The sequence below is a fragment of the Nesterenkonia suensis genome (assembly GCF_054782935.1).
Genome location: NZ_BAAGRN010000024.1, coordinates 1 through 13,836, shown reverse-complemented (window position 1 = coordinate 13,836; position 13,836 = coordinate 1). Strand labels below are relative to the sequence as shown.

Annotated in this window: 12 protein-coding genes and 1 rRNA gene; 4 read left to right on the top strand and 9 right to left on the bottom strand. The window is 70.8% G+C overall.

Features of this window, described 5'->3' with window-relative positions:
* The first annotated feature begins 3 nt into the window (after positions 1-3).
* From ACYVKI_RS13375 to hutI, 4 genes are read left to right on the top strand one after another with little or no spacing between them, the layout of a single operon-like run.
* Positions 4-1,341 (top strand): YjiH family protein, encoded by a 1,338-nt coding sequence (locus ACYVKI_RS13375; RefSeq protein WP_460690856.1) that lies wholly within the window; start codon positions 4-6, stop codon positions 1,339-1,341.
* Positions 1,338-2,624, top strand: coding sequence for an allantoate amidohydrolase (locus ACYVKI_RS13370; protein ID WP_460690855.1), 1,287 nt, complete (start codon positions 1,338-1,340; stop codon positions 2,622-2,624). Before ACYVKI_RS13375 ends, ACYVKI_RS13370 begins: the two co-directional genes overlap by 4 nt.
* Entirely contained in the window at positions 2,621-3,991 is a 1,371-nt protein-coding gene (locus ACYVKI_RS13365) for a formimidoylglutamate deiminase (protein WP_460690854.1), read from the top strand. Before ACYVKI_RS13370 ends, ACYVKI_RS13365 begins: the two co-directional genes overlap by 4 nt.
* Before the next feature lies 1 nt (position 3,992).
* Positions 3,993-5,189 (top strand): imidazolonepropionase, encoded by a 1,197-nt coding sequence (hutI, locus tag ACYVKI_RS13360; protein ID WP_460690853.1) that lies wholly within the window; start codon positions 3,993-3,995, stop codon positions 5,187-5,189.
* Between the two features lie 30 nt (positions 5,190-5,219).
* Here hutI and xerD read toward each other — a convergent pair whose 3' ends face one another.
* The 9 genes from xerD to rrf all read right to left on the bottom strand — a co-directional run bounded on the left by xerD (position 5,220) and on the right by rrf (position 13,836).
* Complete coding sequence (gene xerD, locus ACYVKI_RS13355) at positions 5,220-6,167, bottom strand: site-specific tyrosine recombinase XerD (RefSeq protein ID WP_460690901.1); 948 nt, start codon at positions 6,165-6,167, stop codon at positions 5,220-5,222.
* Between the two features lie 94 nt (positions 6,168-6,261).
* A complete protein-coding gene (locus tag ACYVKI_RS13350) occupies positions 6,262-7,956 on the bottom strand; it encodes a CTP synthase (RefSeq protein WP_460690900.1) in 1,695 nt (564 codons plus the stop codon).
* Positions 7,957-8,065: 109 nt separating this feature from the next.
* On the bottom strand, positions 8,066-9,844 hold the full coding sequence (gene recN, locus ACYVKI_RS13345) for a DNA repair protein RecN (protein ID WP_460690852.1): 1,779 nt from the start codon (positions 9,842-9,844) through the stop codon (positions 8,066-8,068).
* On the bottom strand, positions 9,841-10,866 hold the full coding sequence (locus ACYVKI_RS13340) for an NAD kinase (protein WP_460690851.1): 1,026 nt from the start codon (positions 10,864-10,866) through the stop codon (positions 9,841-9,843). The genes recN and ACYVKI_RS13340 overlap by 4 nt, the downstream gene beginning before the upstream one ends.
* 17 nt (positions 10,867-10,883) lie before the next feature.
* Positions 10,884-11,693, bottom strand: coding sequence for a TlyA family RNA methyltransferase (locus ACYVKI_RS13335; RefSeq protein WP_460690850.1), 810 nt, complete (start codon positions 11,691-11,693; stop codon positions 10,884-10,886).
* A gap of 24 nt (positions 11,694-11,717) precedes the next feature.
* Positions 11,718-11,897 (bottom strand): hypothetical protein, encoded by a 180-nt coding sequence (locus ACYVKI_RS13330; RefSeq protein ID WP_460690849.1) that lies wholly within the window; start codon positions 11,895-11,897, stop codon positions 11,718-11,720.
* The gene (locus ACYVKI_RS13325; RefSeq protein WP_460690848.1) at positions 11,894-12,709 is read right to left on the bottom strand and encodes an HAD-IIA family hydrolase; all 816 of its coding nucleotides are present in this window, start codon (positions 12,707-12,709) and stop codon (positions 11,894-11,896) included. The genes ACYVKI_RS13330 and ACYVKI_RS13325 overlap by 4 nt, the downstream gene beginning before the upstream one ends.
* Positions 12,706-13,590 carry a tetratricopeptide repeat protein gene (locus ACYVKI_RS13320; protein ID WP_460690847.1) on the bottom strand — a complete coding sequence of 295 codons (885 nt, stop codon included), beginning with the start codon at positions 13,588-13,590 and terminating at the stop codon, positions 12,706-12,708. The genes ACYVKI_RS13325 and ACYVKI_RS13320 overlap by 4 nt, the downstream gene beginning before the upstream one ends.
* A gap of 130 nt (positions 13,591-13,720) precedes the next feature.
* Positions 13,721-13,836, bottom strand: a 5S ribosomal RNA gene (gene rrf, locus ACYVKI_RS13315).

The following is a 13,836-nucleotide window of genomic DNA, read 5'->3' as shown; positions in this document are numbered from 1 at the left end:
CCCATGGATCACGCAGAGACCGCACCCCGCACAGCCGGCACCGGTTCCCGCGCACGCTGGCGGTTCTTCCTCTACAGCGCCATCGGCGTCGTCATGTTCTTCGTGCCGGTCACCTTCGGCGAGACCACGACGATCCCGCTGGACCATCTGGTCTCCGGGCTGCAGCAGCTGCTCGGAGGCGCCGCGGCCTACCTCGCGCTGGCGATCATCCTGGCCGGCACCGTCCGGCCCTTCGTGACGGGCCGGTGGCGACAGTCTCCGGCACGCCGGGTCTTCGCCCTGCTGAACATCGTCGGGCTGGCCAGCTCCACCATGATCGTCACCGGGGTGGGCCCGGAGTTCCTGTTCGCACCGGAGCTGGGCCCGTTCCTCTACGAGGCGCTGGTCATCCCGGTGGGCCTGCTGGTCCCGGTGGGCGCCATCTTCCTGGCGCTGCTGGTCGGCTACGGGCTGATGGAGTACCTGGGCGTGCTCATGCAGCCGGTGATGCGTCCGCTGTGGCAGACCCCGGGCCGCTCGGCCATCGACGCGGTGGCCTCCTTCGTGGGGAGCTACTCGCTGGGTCTGCTGATCACCAACCGGGTCTACACCTCCGGCCGGTACACCGGGCGTGAGGCCGCGATCATCGCCACCGGGTTCTCCACGGTCTCGGCGACCTTCATGGTCGTGGTCGCCCGCACCCTGGATCTGATGCACCTGTGGCTGTGGTACTTCTTCCTCACGCTGGTGGTGACCTATGCGGTGACGGTGATCGTGGTGCGGCTGCCGCCGCTGAGCCGGATCCCTCAGGAGTACTTCCCCGGAACCACCCCGCAGCCGGAGGAGCGGATCAGCTCGGGCCGGCTCCGGGCCGCCTGGCGGGCCTCCGGGGAGTCCCTGGAGGCCGCACCGGGGCTGGTCCGCAACCTCAGCAGGAGCTTCCTCGACGGACTGCTCATGGCCATGCAGATCCTGCCCTCGATCATGTCGATCGGACTGATCGGGCTGCTCCTGGCCACCTTCACCCCGCTGTTCGAGTGGCTCGGCTACCTGTTCCTCCCGCTGACCTGGGCCCTGCAGCTGCCCGATCCGCAGCTGGCCGCCACCGCCTCCGCCCTGGGGATCGCGGAGATGTTCCTGCCGGCCACCCTGGTGGCCGGCCATGAGTCGGAGCTGCTGCGCCTGGTCATCGGCGTAGTCTGCGTCTCCGGGATCATCTTCTTCTCCGCCCTGGTGCCCTCCGTGCTGGCCACCGAGATCCCGGTGAAGATCTGGCATCTGGTGGTCATCTGGGTCCAGCGGGTGCTGCTGACCCTGCTCTTCGCCACTCCCCTGGCCGCACTGATCATAGGAGTCACATGACTGAGAACACCTCCGCCGTCACCTCACTGATGGCCGCCATCGCCGACGTCGGCACCGATCCGCGCCGGGGCGGCTACAGCCGGCCGGTGTGGTCCCCGGCAGAGAAGGAGCTGCGTGCCTGGTTCCTCCAGGAGGCCCAGACACGCGGGTTGGACACCGAGGAGGACCGCAACGGCATCCTGTGGGCCTGGTGGGATCTGCCCACCCAGGCCCGCGGCGGCTCGGTGGAGCAGTCCCGCCACGACGCGGTGGTGACCGGCTCGCACCTGGACTCCGTCCCCGGCGGCGGCGCCTTCGACGGGCCCCTCGGGGTCGCCTCCGCGTTGGCCGCCGTCGACGTGCTGCGTGCCCGCGAGGCCGCCGGCACGCTGCGTCGTCGTCGGGCGCTGGCCGTGGCGGTCTTCCCCGAGGAGGAGGGCTCCCGCTTCGGGGTCGCCTGCCTCGGCTCCCGGCTGCTGGCGGGCACGATCTCCCCCCAGAAGGCGCTGGCGCTGCGCGACGCCGACGGCATCAGCGTCGCCGAGGCGGCCCGCGCCGAGGGGCTCGATCCTGCCCACATGGGCGCTGATCCGCAGATGCTCTCCCGCATCGGAGAGTTCGTGGAGCTGCACGTGGAGCAGGGCCGCGGGCTGAACACCGAGGAGCACCTCAGCCAGGGGGCTCCGGCGATCGCTGTGGGCTCGACGATTCTGGGTCACGGCCGGTGGCGGATCAGCTTCCACGGGCAGGGAAACCACGCCGGCACCACTCTGATGACCGATCGGTCCGATCCGATGGTGGCCGCCTCGGAGACCATTCTGGACGTCCGCCGCCTGGCCCGCGTCCAGCCCGACGCCCGCGCCACCGTGGGCCGGCTGGAGCCGGTTCCCGGGGGCACCAACGTCATCGCCTCCCGGGTGGACCTGTGGCTGGACGTGCGTCACCCCGACGACGCCGTCACCGCGGGGCTGGTCGAGGAGATCTGGCGCCACGCCCAGCAGGCCGCGCTCGGGGAGGGCTGCACGGCGGAGCTGACCGAGGAGTCGCTCTCCGGGACCGTGCACTTCGACCCGCAGCTGGCCGCCACGCTGACCGCGTCGGTGCGACGCACCGCCCCCACGGCGCCGCTGCTGCCCACCGGCGCCGGCCACGACGCCGGGGTGCTGGCCTCGGCGGTGCCCACCGGGATGATCTATGTGCGCAACCCCAGCGGCATCAGCCACGCCCCGGAGGAACATGTGGAGGACGACGACGCCGTCCTGGGCGTCGCAGCCCTCGCCGACGCCCTGGAGGAGCTGCTGTGAGCACTGCTGGAGACGCGCCCCGCACCACTGCCGCCGTGCCGGGCCCGGTCAACGCCCACTCCCATGCCTTCCATCGGCTCCTGCGTGGCCGCACCCATGCCGGTCCGCAGGGAGCCCCCGGGGACTTCTGGCGCTGGCGGGAGGAGATGTACCGCTCGGCGGCCTCGCTGACCCCGAAGGCCATGGAGCAGCTGGCCACCGCCGTCTACGCCGAGATGGCCGCCGCCGGCTGGACCGCCGTGGGAGAGTTCCACTATCTGCACCATGGCGACGACGGCACCCCCTACAGCGCCGAGGACGCCGGGGAGCACGCCATGGAGCGTGCCCTGGCCCGAGCCGCCCGGGCCGTGGGCCTGCGCCTGGTTCTGCTGGACACCTGCTATCTGCGCGGTGGGCTCTCCCCCGCCGGCGAGCAGCTGGAGCTCAGCCCGGTGCAGCGCCGTTATGCCGATGCCGACGTCGCCGCGTGGGCCGCCCGCTGGTCTCGGCTCCGCGAGGCCCTGGCCGAGGAGGACGCCGGGGCCGGGCTGGTCAGCCTGGGGGCGGCGATCCATTCGCTGCGTGCGGTGGACGCCGCACAGCTCGCCGAGCTCAGCGGCTGGGCGGCGGAGCACCCCGAGGTCCCGCTGCACATCCACCTGTCGGAGCAGCCGGGTGAGAACACCGCAGTGCGGGCCGCCCACGGGATGACCCCGACCCGGCTGCTGCACGAGCATGGCCTGCTCGGACCCCGGCTCTCCGCGGTCCACGCCACCCATCTCACTGAGGAGGACATCTCCCTGCTGGGGCAGGCCCAGGCCACTGTGGTGATGTGCCCGACCACCGAGGCCGATCTCGGCGACGGGATCGGTCCGGCCCGTGAGCTGGCGGACGCCGGCGCGGCGATCGCGCTGGGCTCGGACCAGCACGCCGTGGTCGATCCCTTCCTCGAGATGCGGGCGCTGGAGCACGGCGAGCGGCTGCGCAGCGGCGAGCGAGGGCGGTTCAGCCCGGCTGAACTGCGCCGGGCGTCCTCCTGCGCCGGTCGGCGCAGCCTCGGGCTGGCCGCCGAGACGGCGGCGCCGGATGAGGCACTCGACACCAGTGATGCCGACACTGCCAGCAACACTGCCAGCAGCAATGCCAGCGATTCCAGCGATTCCAGTGATGCCAGTGATGCCAGTGATGCCGTTGTCGTCGACTGCGGGTCGGCCCGCACCGCCGGCGGGGACCCTGGGCAGCTGCCGCTGAGCGCCACCGCCGCCGATGTGCTCTCCGTGCGCGTCGCCGGCCAGGAGATCGCCCGCCAGGGCCGCCATGTGCGGCTCGGCGACCCCGCCGAGCTGTACCGGGCCCTGTTCACCGACCACCCCGAGCTGAGGAGCTGAGATGACCAGCACCACCGACCCCAGCACCACCGACTCCAGCACCACCGACTCCAGCATGGTGATCACCGGTATCGGTGAGCTCACCACCGTCGATCCCGAGCACCGGGTGCTCCATGACGCCGCGGTGGCGATCGAGGACGGACGGATCGCCTGGATCGGTCCCGCGGCGCAGGCCCCGGCCGCGGACGTCTGCTGGGACGCCGGCGGCCGGGCCGTGCTGCCCGGCTGGGTGGACTCGCACACCCATCTGGTCTTCGCCGGGGACCGTGGTGCCGAGTTCGAGGCGCGCATGGCCGGGGAGTCCTACAGCGCCGGGGGCATCGGGGTCACCATGGCCGCGACCCGTGCCGCCGACGACGCCGAACTCGCCGCACTGCTCGCCGCCCGGGTCGTCGAGGCCCGGACCGGGGGCACCACCTTCCTGGAGACCAAGACCGGCTACGGGCTCAGCGTGGACGAGGAGGTCCGGCACGCCAGGCTGGCGGGTCAGGCCGCCGACGTCGTGACTTTCCTCGGAGCGCATCTGGTGCCGCCGGGTGCGCAGGCGGATGAGTATCTCGACCAGGTGTGCGGGCCCATGCTGGAGGCTGTGAAGGATCATGTGCAGTGGGCCGACGTGTTCTGCGAGCGCGGCGCCTTCGACGAGGACGCCTCCCGCCGGGTGCTCCAGGCCTGTCGGGACGCCGGCCTGGGTCTGCGGGTCCACGGCAACCAGCTCGGTCCCGGGCCGGGGGTGCGGCTGGCGGTTGAGATGGGCGCGGCCAGCGTGGACCACGTCAACCACCTCGAGGAGTCAGACGTCGAGGCCCTGGCCGGCTCCACCACAGTGGCGACCTGCCTGCCGGCCTGTGATCTCTCCACTCGGCAGCCGCTGGCCCCGGGACGGCGGCTGCTCGACGCCGGAGCGGAGATCGCCCTGGCCTCGAACTGCAACCCCGGCACCAGCTACACCACAGCGATGGGCTTCTGCGTGGCCACCGCTGTGCTGCAGATGCGGCTGAGCCTGCACGAGGCGGTGCGCGCGGCCACATGGGGAGGCGCCCGTGCGCTGCAGGTGGAGTCCGAGGTCGGTTCGGTGGAGGTCGGCAAGCGTGCCGACCTCCAGGTGCTCGACGCACCTGGTGCGATCCACCTGGCCTACCGGCCGGGGATGCCGCTGACCCACGCAGTGTTCAAGGACGGGCAGCGCCAGGTCTGAGGACGCACAAAGCGTCCGGACGAGCCTCGGTCAGCGTGCCCGCGGGTGCGCGGCGACGTAGCTCTCCTGCAGCGCCTGTGCAGTGACTTTGGTGTAGATCTGCGTGGTGGTCACCGAGGCGTGGCCGAGCATCTCTTGCACCATGCGGATCCCGGCCCCGCCGTCGAGCATGTGGGTCGCGCAGGAATGCCGCAGCGTATGCGGGGAGACCTCGGCCTCGATTCCGGCAGCCTGGGCATGACGACGCAGCACGGTCCACGCGGACTGGCGGGAGAGCCGCCCCCCGCGCTGGTTGAGGAACAGCGCCGGGGAGGAGGGCCTGCTGCGCGTCGCCCGGGCCACGGCCTCGGCCAGTGCCGGACGCCCTGCGGTCAGGTAGTCCGCCACTGCCTGCTGCGCGTAGCTTCCCACCGGCACGATCCGCTGCTTGTCCCCTTTGCCTGTCACACGCACCACGACCAGACCGTCGCGGGACTCCGACCCGGGGTCCCGCAGCTCGACCAGATCGTCGACGTCGAGGCTGACAGCCTCGGTGATGCGCGCCCCGGTGGCGTAGAGGAACTCCAGCAGGGCCCGATCCCGCAGCCCCAGCTGGGTGGTACGGTCGGGAGCCTCCAAGAGTCGCTGCACCTGCTCCACGGTGAGCGCCTTGGGCAGGGACTGCCGGGGCTTGGGCGCGGAGACCTGTGCGGCAGGGTCACCGGGAGTGCGGCCCTCGGCGGCCCAGTACCGGTGCAGTCCACGGACAGCCGCCAGCACACGGGCCATCGACCGCTGGGACAGCGCGGATCCGCCGTCGTCGCCGGTGCTCAGCGCGCGCAGGAAGGCGGTGACGGTCTCCTCGCCGACCTGGTGCGGCTCGGTGATGTCCTCACTGAGCAGATGCGCACCATAGCGCAGCAGGTCTCGCCGATAGGACGCCAGGGTGTTGTCCGAGGAGCCGCGCTCGATGCGCAGATGCGTCAGGTAGTCCTGCATCTCCCGGCCCACCGGGCTCTCCGGCACCGCCTCGCGCAGTCGACGGTGACGGGCCCGGAGCTCCTCGGTGCTGCCGGTCTGCTCCACCTGCTGCTCAGCCGCGGCGGTCCAGTCCGGCCTTGATGAGGCCGGCGAACAGAGGGTGCGCATCCGTCGGACGAGACTTCAGCTCCGGGTGGGCCTGGGTGGAGACATAGTAGGGGTGGGTGTCCCGGGGAAGCTCCACGAACTCGACCAGGCGCCCGTCCGGGGAGGTCCCGGAGAACACCAGCCCGGCCTCGGCGAGCTGCTCGCGGTAGGCGTTGTTGACCTCGTAGCGGTGCCGGTGGCGCTCCGAGATCGCTGACGCGCCGTAGGTCTGGGCCACCACAGAGTCCTCTGCGAGGATCGCGTCATAGGCACCCAGGCGCATGGTGCCGCCCAGGTCCCCGTCGCCGGAGACGATGTCCTTCTGCTCGGCCATCGTGGCGATCACCGGGTAGGCCGTCTCCGGGTCGAACTCGGTGGAGTTCGCCTCGGCGAGACCCACCACGTTGCGGGCGTACTCCATGACCATGGTCTGCAGGCCCAGGCACAGGCCCAGCGCCGGGATGCCGTGTTCGCGGGCGTAGCGGAAGGCGCCGATCTTGCCGTCGAGGCCGCGCACGCCGAATCCGCCGGGCACGCAGATCGCGTCCACACCCTCCAGGGCCCTCGCCGCGCCCTCCTCGGAGGCGCACAGGTCCGACGCGACCCAACGGATCTTGGTCTTGGCCCGGTGGGCGAAGCCGCCGGCCCGCAGCGCCTCAGTCACCGAGAGGTAGGCGTCCGGCAGGTCGATGTATTTGCCGACCAGGGCGACCTCGACCTCGTGGTCGGGGTGGTGGACGACCTCGAGCAGCCGGTTCCACTTGGACCAGTCGACGTCTTTGAACTTCAGGTCCATCTTCTGGACCACGTAGGCGTCGATGGCCTGCTGGTGCAGGATCCGCGGGATGTCATAGATGCTGGGCGCGTCGGCGCAGTTGATGACGGCGTCTTCGTCGACGTCGCACATCCGCGAGATCTTGCCTCGCACGTCCTGGGGCAGCTCACGGTCGGAACGCAGCACGATGCCGTCAGGCTGGATGCCCAGGCTGCGCAGCGCGGCCACCGAGTGCTGGGTCGGCTTGGTCTTCAGCTCCTGGCTGGGTCCGATGTAGGGCACCAGGGACACGTGCAGGAAGAAGACGTTCCCCCGGCCGACGTCCTGGCGGACCTGGCGGGCGGCCTCCAGGAACGGCTGGGACTCGATGTCGCCGACGGTGCCGCCGATCTCGGTGATGATGACGTCCGGGGCTCCCCGGTCGCCGTCTCCTTCGGCGGGCAGGCGCATCCGGCGCTTGATCTCGTCAGTGATGTGCGGGATCACCTGGACGGTGTCGCCGAGGTAGTCTCCGCGACGCTCGCGCTCGATCACCGCCGAGTAGATCTGTCCCGTGGTGACGTTGTTGAGGCCGTCGAGGTTCTCGTCCAGGAACCGCTCGTAGTGGCCGATGTCCAGGTCGGTCTCGGCGCCGTCCTCGGTGACGAAGACTTCACCGTGCTGGAAGGGATTCATCGTGCCCGGATCCACGTTGAGGTAGGGATCGAGCTTCTGCATCACCACGGAGAGGCCGCGCGCCCGGAGCAGATGCCCCAGGGATGAGGCGGTCAGCCCCTTGCCGAGTGAGGAGACGACGCCTCCGGTCACGAAGATCTGGCGGGTCGTCTGAGGATTGGACTGGTTCCGGGAACTGTTTCGATGCACCACGGAGTTCAAGGCTATCAGCACCAGCCCACGGGCAGTAGTCCGGCCCGGGATTCGGAGGTGCGATCTGCCACACCTGCCACACCTGCCACACCTGCCACACGTGCCGGGCCGGCCGCAGCGGCATCGTCTACCCGGCCGCGGCCGCCTCGAGAAGCTCCTGCGCGTGGGCCCGGGCGGAGGCCGAGTCCTCCTGGCCGGCCAGCATGCGTGCCAGCTCGCTGATCCGTTCCTCCTCGTCCAACGCTCGGACGTCGGAGGCGGTGAATCCCCCGGCGGTGGAGTCTTCCTCCACCGAGGACTTGTAGACGCGGATGTGGTGCTGCGCCCAGGCGGCGACCTGCGGCAGGTGGGTGACCACGATGACCTGCACGTGCTGAGCCAACATCGCCAGCCTGCGGCCGATCTGCACGGCGGCCTTGCCGCCGACGCCGGCGTCGACCTCGTCGAAGATGAACGTCCCGGACTCGGCCTGCGCGGCCAGCACCACTTCGATGGCGAGCATCACCCGGGAGAGCTCGCCCCCGGAGGCGCCCTTGCCCAATGGCAGCGGCTCGGCCCCGGCGTGCGGGGCCAGCAGCAGAGAGACGACGTCGGCGCCGTGGGGCCCCAGCTCCGCGGTCTCGGTGACCTCGACGACCATCCGCGCCTGCGGCATGGCCAGCGCGGCCAGCTCCTGCCCCACCTCCTCGGCGAGCCGCCGTCCCGCTTCGGTGCGCCGGCGCCGCAGCTCGGCGGCCTGATCCCGCAGGGCCTGTTCCAGCCGGGTGGTCTCCACTGAGAGCGTCTCGATGCGGTCCTCGTCCGACTGCAGGGTTCCGAGCCGTCGGCGGGCCTCCTCGGCCCAGCTGAGGACCGCCTCGACATCGGGACCGTAGAGGCGGACCAGCCGGTCCATATCCGCCCGCCGCTGGTGCACCTCGGCCAGCCGTCCGGGTCCGGACTCGTCGAGGCCGGCCGCATAGATCCCCAGCTGGGAGGCGGCGTCGTTGAGCAGCCCGGAGACCGAGCCGATCTGCTCGCCGATGGCGGCGAGCTCCTCGTCCTGGTCCTGCACCGCGCTCAGCGCAGTGGAGGCCGCCTCCACCAGCTCCACGGCATGGGGGGCGTCGCCGAGGGCCTCGGCCGCATCCGGGCCGGACAGGGCTCGCTGTGCCGTGCGCGCGGCCTCGCGCAGGGCCTCCACGTTCTCCAGCTTCAGGGATTCGGCCTTGAGGCGCTCGTCCTCCCCCGGCTGGGGGTCGACTTCGTCGATCTGTTCGAGGGCCTGCTGCAGCTGCTCCGCCTCGCGTCGACGCTCACGCTCATAGGTGGTGATCTCCTCCAGCTCCGCTCGCCGGGCCTGGTACTCCTCGTAGCGGGCCCGATACTCGCGGGCCAGCGCGGAGAACTCCTCACCGGCGTAGCTGTCCAGGGCACGGCGCTGGGCGGTGGCCGACCTCAGGCGCAGCTGGTCGGTCTGTCCGTGGACGGTGACCAGCGCGGAGCCGATCTCGCCCAGCAGGGAGACGGGCACTCCGCGTCCGGAGACTGTGGCGCGGCTGCGCCCCTTGGCGCTGATCGCACGCCCGAGCAGCAGCGCGGCGTCCCCGCAGGGGTGCTGGCTGGAGTCACCGGTGCCACCGGTGACCCCCGTGTCGTCCTCGTCGATCCAGGCCCCGGCCTCCTGAGCGAGCCGCATGGACCGGTGGTCGGCGCGGACGCGGAGTTGGGCGTCGACGGCGGCACGTGCGGCCCCGCTGCGCACGGCGCTGGCCTCGGCCCGGGCGCCCAGCAGCAGGCCCAGTGCGGTGACGACCATGGTCTTCCCCGCGCCGGTCTCCCCGGTGACCACGTTCAGGCCGGGATGCAGCTCGAGCTCGGCGCGTTCGATGACCCCGAGGTCGCTGATGGTGACGTGCTCGATCACGCGGTGGTCTCCTCCTCGTCGTCGGTGAGCCCCGTGGTCATCTCGGAACCCACCGGGTGGACGGTCGGGTACTGGCCGGTGGCGACCGTGTTGCTGGCGTCGACCGGCCCCCGCCAGCCGGAGGTGGGCAGGTTGAACTTGTCCACGAGCCGTTCGGAGAACGGCGTCTGGTGGACTCGGGCCAGCAGCACCGGCTCCGCCGAGCGGGTGACCTCGAGCCGGGAGCCGGCGGGCAGCTCGTGGGAGCGGCGGCCGTCGCACCACAGCACGCCCTGTTCGTCCTCGCGCTGGAGGACCTCGACGGCGAGCACCGAGTCCGGGTCCACCACCAGGGGGCGGGCGAAGAGAGCGTGGGCCGAGATCGGCACCATCACCAGCGCCTCGACCTCCGGCCAGACCACGGGGCCTCCGGCGGAGAAGGCATAGGCGGTGGACCCGGTGGGGGTGGCCATGACGACCCCGTCGCATCCGAAGGCCGAGATCGGACGGCCGTCGACCTCCACCACCAGATCGACCATGCGTTCTCGGGAGTGCTTCTCCACGCTGGCCTCGTTGAGCGCCCAGGTGCTGCCCACGTGTCTCCCGGCGTGCCAGACCTGCACGTCGATGGCCATCCGGGGTTCGACCGTGTAGTCCTGTTCGACCACCCATTCCACCGAGGCGTCGAGCTCGGTGCGTTCTGATTCGGCGAGGAAGCCCACATGGCCGAGGTTGACTCCCATCAGGGGCAGCTCCGCACCGCGGACCAGCTCGGCGGCGCGCAGGATGGAGCCGTCACCGCCCAGCACCATGCCGACCTCGCACCGAGACAGGGGGACCTCCTCCTCGGCGACGGCGATGGGGACCTCGTGCAGCCGCTCCCCCACGACCTGGTCGAGGGCCACGATGTCTCGGGCGAGCATGACCGGGGTCAGCCCGGCCTGGTGGAGTCTCTCGGCGACAGTCGCGGCGGCGTCCACGGCGTCGTGGCGCCCGGTGTGCGCGAGCACCAGGATCTCCCGGGAGCGGTCCGCCTCCGTCATGGCACCTCCTGAGTGGTTCAGTCGTGGTAGTCGACCTGTTCCAGCCTAGCCGCCTGGGCCGACACCTCGCGGGAGGGAGAGTTCGGGACGTCGTCGGGGCGGCGCAGATGGACGAAGAATTCGCGGTTGCCGTCCTGACCTGGCAACGGGGAGCGGTGGGCGCTGAGCAAGGTGAGTCCGTGCTGCCTGGCGGAGTCCACCACACCGACGACGGCTTCCCGGCGCAGCTCGGGGCTGGTGACGACGCCGGTGCGTCCGAGACGGCCTCGACCGACTTCGAACTGCGGTTTGACCATCAGCAGCAGGTCCGCCCCGGGAGCCGCCTGGGCAGCCAGTGTGCCGGTGACCAGACGCAGCGAGATGAAGGAGAGGTCGGCGACGATCAGGCTGAAGGGCTCCCCCAGCTCGTCGGCGCGCAGGTGCCGAAGGTTCAGGCCTTCGTGGTTCTCCACCCGGCGGTCCTCGCGCAGCAGTGTCGCGAGCTGGTCATGTCCGACGTCGACGGCGACAACGTGCGCGGCCCCGCGTTCCAGCAGCACCTGGGTGAATCCTCCGGTGGAGGCTCCGGCGTCCAGGCAGCGTCGGCCGGCGACGGCGATCTCCGGGCAGGAGTCCAGGGCCCCGAGCAGCTTGTGCGCGGCACGACTGACCCAGGGATCGTCCACGGCCACCTGGACCGACTGGTGCGGCCGGACCGGGGTGGAGACCTTGGTGACGGTGCGGCCGTCCACGGTCACGGCCCCGGAGCCGATCAGCTGTCCGGCCCGGCTGCGGCTGGGCGCCAGCCCGCGGGTGATCAGGGCACGGTCGAGGCGTTCGCTGGTCATCGTCGGCGTTCTCCTCGCCCAGGGTCAGGCCCGGGCAGCGGCCTCGAGCCGCGCGGACAGCTTCTGATGCAGCTCGTCGGCGGACCTGATGTGCTCCTCGAGCTGATCCGCGCTCATCTCCTCTGCTGGACGTCGCTCGGCTGGGGTGTCGCGGGATTCGGGTTCGGGGCCTTCCGTGGGTTCGGACCGGTCCTGGTGGCTCATACGGGAGCTCCTGCGTGGTCCTCGGCGAAGAGGTCGTGCAGCGTCGCGATGACATGGTCAGGCCGCTGCGCGGATTCGGCCGCTGCGGCACGCTCTCGGGTGTCGATGCCGGTGAGCACCAGAGCGGTGGTGAAGCCGGCACGATTGCCGCCGAGGATGTCGGTGTCGAGACGGTCTCCGACCACCAGAGGAGCCTGCAGACGCAGTGCCTCTGCCGCCTGGCGGAACAGCACCGGCTCCGGCTTCCCTGCCGCGGTGGGGATGCTTCCGGTGGCCCGGCCGATGGCTTCGACGAGTGCCCCGTTGCCGGGTGCGATGCCTCGATCTCGGGGGATGGTCATGTCCAGGTTGGTGGCGAACCAGCGGGCGCCGTCGTTGACGGCGAAGGCCGCCTCGGCGAGGTCGGTCCAGCGCAGCTGAGGATCGAAGCCCTGGATGACGGCCGCGGGACGCTCCGCCGAGGAGTCGACGACCGTGTAGCCTGCCTCGTCGACCAGCCGGCGGAGATAGGCGCTGCCGGTGACGAGCACCTTCACACCTGCCGGGAGTTCACGGTCCATGAGGGCCACGCCGGCCGGGGCGGAGCCGAAGACCTCCTGGGCTGAGGCGCGAATCCCCAGCTCGCGGAGATGTGCGGCGATCTCCTCCGCCGATCGGGAGGCGTTGTTGGTGACGAAGCCGCAGGGCACGGACCGTCCACGCAGAGCCTGCAGGGCCTCGGCGGCGCCGTCGATCGCATGGGGACCCGCGTAGAGGACACCGTCAAGGTCGAACAGCACTCCGTCGTAGTGGTCGATCAGCGCACCGCTCATGTGTCCCCTTCAGTCGGCTGTCCGAGGTGGCCAGAGGGTCGCTCCCTCTCGGGAGGCCTCATCACGTCTTTCACCGACGGCAGCTCGGCAGGCTCGTCGTCGAAGTCCATGATCTCCGGGGACTCGAAGGCGCCCGCTCCCAGGGCCTTCTCGGCGACGAACGCCTGCCTGCGCCATTGTGCGGCCTCCTCTTCGCGGCCCACGTTCTCCAGCGCCTCGGCGTAGGCGGTGAACAGCCGCGGAGAGAAGCTGAAGGCACGGTCCTTCTGGAGCTCGGAGACCTCCAGGGCACGGAGCGCAGAGGCGTGATCGCCTTGGTCAGTGTGAGCTCCGGCGACCACGATGGCGAGCTCCGCGCGGGCCGCTCCTGTGAGGGCACGGGCCTCGGGACTCTCGGCGAGTTCGACGGCCTTCTGGGGGCGTCCGAGTCCTCGTTCGCAGTCGACCTGGACGGGCAGATGCGTCTGGTCCCCACTGATCCGACGATAGGTCCGCAGCTCACGGACGGCTTCGGCGTAGTCGCCTGCGGCATAGGCGGTCAGCCCCACGGCCTCGCGCACGAGGGCCAGCCGGCCACCTCGGCGGGAGGCGGCCAGGGCGTGCTCATGGGCCAGGGCAGGGTCGACGTCGATGAGTCGTCCGGCCATGACCAGATGCTTGGCGACCAGCTTCCGGTTGTTGTCATTCAGCGTGCCGAGCTGGGAGGCCGCCTCGCGGTCGAGTTCGCGTCCGGTGACATCGTCATCGATCTCCGGCGAACGGGCACGGTCCTCGCGGTTGGAGCGCCGCAGATCGGGTCCACGGCGGGTGGCCCGGCGGTCATCGCGCTCAGGGCGGCCGCGCGGGGAGGTCCGGGGTCGATCGTCGTCTCGAGAGTTCACTGAACCAGGATACCTTTTCAGCTGGTGGCGGGCGGTCATGCGGACAGAGGCCGCAGGTGGTCGGACACAACAAGAGCCGAGTCGAAGAATCACCATTGATTCTTCGGCTCGGCTCTTGTCTTTAAGTGGTGTCCGGCGGTGACCTACTCTCCCACACACTCCCGTGTGCAGTACCATCGGCGCTGTGGGCCTTAGCTTCCGGGTTCGGTATGGGACCGGGCGTTTCCCCCACGCTATGACCGCCGT

Coding starts and splice junctions, on each gene's coding strand:
- ACYVKI_RS13375 (WP_460690856.1), top strand. CDS start 4: ATGGATCACGCAGAGACCGCACCCCGCACAGCCGGCACCGGTTCCCGC.
- ACYVKI_RS13370 (WP_460690855.1), top strand. CDS start 1,338: ATGACTGAGAACACCTCCGCCGTCACCTCACTGATGGCCGCCATCGCC.
- hutI (WP_460690853.1), top strand. CDS start 3,993: ATGACCAGCACCACCGACCCCAGCACCACCGACTCCAGCACCACCGAC.
- xerD (WP_460690901.1), bottom strand. CDS start 6,167: ATGCAGGACTACCTGACGCATCTGCGCATCGAGCGCGGCTCCTCGGAC.
- ACYVKI_RS13340 (WP_460690851.1), bottom strand. CDS start 10,866: ATGACGGAGGCGGACCGCTCCCGGGAGATCCTGGTGCTCGCGCACACC.
- ACYVKI_RS13335 (WP_460690850.1), bottom strand. CDS start 11,693: ATGACCAGCGAACGCCTCGACCGTGCCCTGATCACCCGCGGGCTGGCG.
- ACYVKI_RS13330 (WP_460690849.1), bottom strand. CDS start 11,897: ATGAGCCACCAGGACCGGTCCGAACCCACGGAAGGCCCCGAACCCGAA.
- ACYVKI_RS13325 (WP_460690848.1), bottom strand. CDS start 12,709: ATGAGCGGTGCGCTGATCGACCACTACGACGGAGTGCTGTTCGACCTT.